Here is a 2,440-nt window from a genome sequence, read left to right on the forward strand (position 1 = left end):
GTAAGCGGTTAATTAACCCCATCTTTTAAATCAAAAGCTAATTTCAGATACTTGCTGCCATTGAATAACGCAGGAGTATTTAAATGAAAGTATCATCAAACGCCTATAAACAAGGCTTCTGGAAAGAACATTCAGAATCGTGGAAAGCAAGCGGGTTAACGCAGCAGGCTTATTGTGAACAAGAAGGAGTCAGCTACCGCAGCTTTGTTTATCAGCACAATCGGTTAGCGAGTCAATCAAAAAAAGCGTCGTTAAAGTTTATTGAAGCGAAACCAGGGTCAGTAGCTATTAATAATCAAGCAGCAGGATTGCAATTGATGCTTCCCAATGGCATTCGTATAGGCATCGGCGCTGAAATCAATCCTGAACTGCTCCAAACAGTCTTAAGTGTGGCAGGAGCAGTCCAATGCTGAAGTTGAATGAAGACACGCGTATTTTTGTGGCGGATAAACCGGTTGATTGCAGGAAAGCTATCAATGGATTAGTATCTTTGGTTATTGAGCAGTTTGAACAGCCTGTTAACGATGGTTCTGTCTATGTGTTTTATAATGGTTCTTGCGACCGTGTAAAGTGCTTGTTTTGGGATAAAAACGGCTTTGTTCTTTATCATAAGCGTCTGGAGCGAGGTCGATTCAAGATGAAGAAGACTGCAGATGGCGCTTATGTGATTAGCCAAAATCAATTGGATTGGCTGTTGGCAGGCCTTGATTTTCAGCTGATGAATGAATTCAAGACACTTGATTTCACCCAGTATTTTTAATCCAAAATGACTATTTTAGTATAAATGTGCCTATTTGTTTGGTATAATTCACCCTATAAAAACAAGAACATAACCGATTAAGATGATTTCAATTTCTGCTCAAACATTAGAACAATTACAGCAAGAAAATGCTCGACTATTGGCATTGATTGGGCGGCGTGATAATACAATTCAAAATTTGCAACACCAACTTCACTTATTCCGCACGGCACGTTTCGGCCGAAAAAGTGAAAAAGGCGTAGTGCCCGAGCAAATGGCACTTCAATTTGATGAAGTCTATGTTGCTTCTGAGGTTAATGCATCAGAAGAGGGCTCAGAAACTCAAACCGAAACGATTACCTACACTCGCTCTAAAAAAAGCACTGGTCGCAAACCGCTTCCTAAATCGTTACCTTATGTCGAACAGATTCATGACTTAAGTGATGACGAAAAACAATGTGCTTGTGGTTGTGCTTTAACCCATATTAACGATGAAGTGACCGAGCAATTGGATGTTGTTCCCCAGATGACCTTTCGCGTGGTTCACATCCGCAAAAAATACGCCTGCAAAGGATGCAGCGATACCATTCGTTTAGCCAAATTACCAAAACAACCCATTGATAAAGCCATTGCCACGCCCGGATTATTAGCGGCGGTGATTAACAGCAAGTTTAATCACCATATGCCTTTGTATCGCCAGGAGGCGATGTTTACGTCAGCCGGCATCTCAGTGACTCGCGCAACCCTCAGTAACTGGCTCATTAAATCAGCAGATTTAATGACTCCATTGGTGAAATTGATGGAGGCAGATATTAATGATTACGATATTGCCTATGCTGATGAAACCTCTTTACAAGTCTTAAAAGAAAAGGATCGGGCGCCCACACAAAAATCATTCATGTGGCTCTTTCTTGGTGGCCCACCGGATAAGCGCGCCGTGGTGTATCAATACCATCCTACACGTGGGCATCAGATACCACATGACTTCTTTGCTGATTTTAAAGGGTATGTCCATGCCGATTGCTATCAAGCCTACGTGACTTTAGGACAACAAGAGCACATCCATCATGTAGCCTGCTGGGCTCATGCTCGACGCTATTTTGTCGATGTGGCTAAAGCCCATAAAAAACAGGGTGTAGCTCATCAAATAGTTGCTTTAATCGGCAAACTCTATCAGATAGAACGCGAGCTCAAAGATAAAGCCGCAACACCCGCGCTAGTCTTTATGGCGCGTGTTAAAAAATCCAGGCCCATAGTGCTTCAGATTAAAGCACTACTTGATGACGCGCAACTTAAAGTACCCCCTAAAAGTCCTTTGGGGGCTGCGCTCTTTTATTCCCTGACACACTGGGAAGCGCTCAATATCTTCTTATTCGATGGCCGTTTGGAGCTCGATAATAACCTCGGTGAACGTACCATTAAACCTTTCGTTATCGGTCGAAAAAACTGGCTCTTTCATGGCAATGACCTCGGCGCCAAAGCCGGTAGTATCCTCTTCTCGCTTATTGAAACCTGTAAGCAGAATAAAATCGAAACTTTTTCCTGGTTTAAATACGTCCTTACTCATATTCGCCAGGCCAGCACTCTAGAACAACTGGAGAACCTTCTTCCTTATAACATTGACCACTCATTACTAACTGATATGCGTAGCTTACCCAATCTCATTATGCCTGAGAAGAGTGAGGTTAATTAACCGTTTAC

3 protein-coding genes are annotated in these 2,440 nt (G+C 42.5%); all 3 read left to right on the forward strand.

Translation table 11 applies throughout. The features are described from left to right. Positions 1–83: 83 nt before the first annotated feature. The 3 genes from tnpA (at position 84) to tnpC (ending at position 2,432) form a co-directional block, all read left to right on the forward strand. Positions 84–413 (forward strand): IS66 family insertion sequence element accessory protein TnpA, encoded by a 330-nt coding sequence (tnpA, locus tag G543_RS17720; RefSeq protein ID WP_035922033.1) that lies wholly within the window; start codon positions 84–86, stop codon positions 411–413. Then, a complete protein-coding gene (tnpB, locus tag G543_RS0110095) occupies positions 407–760 on the forward strand; it encodes an IS66 family insertion sequence element accessory protein TnpB (RefSeq protein ID WP_028384395.1) in 354 nt (117 codons plus the stop codon). The genes tnpA and tnpB overlap by 7 nt, the downstream gene beginning before the upstream one ends. An 82-nt stretch (positions 761–842) precedes the next feature. Then, the gene (tnpC, locus tag G543_RS17725; protein WP_051190669.1) at positions 843–2,432 is read left to right on the forward strand and encodes an IS66 family transposase; all 1,590 of its coding nucleotides are present in this window, start codon (positions 843–845) and stop codon (positions 2,430–2,432) included. Positions 2,433–2,440: the final 8 nt, after the last annotated feature.

The sequence above is a fragment of the Legionella moravica DSM 19234 genome (assembly GCF_000423305.1).
GTDB lineage: Bacteria > Pseudomonadota > Gammaproteobacteria > Legionellales > Legionellaceae > Legionella > Legionella moravica.

Excerpts from the sequence above, each read along its gene's own strand:
- tnpA (WP_035922033.1), top strand. The coding sequence starts at position 84 with ATGAAAGTATCATCAAACGCCTATAAACAAGGCTTCTGGAAAGAACAT.
- tnpC (WP_051190669.1), top strand. The coding sequence starts at position 843 with ATGATTTCAATTTCTGCTCAAACATTAGAACAATTACAGCAAGAAAAT.
- tnpB (WP_028384395.1), top strand. The coding sequence starts at position 407 with ATGCTGAAGTTGAATGAAGACACGCGTATTTTTGTGGCGGATAAACCG.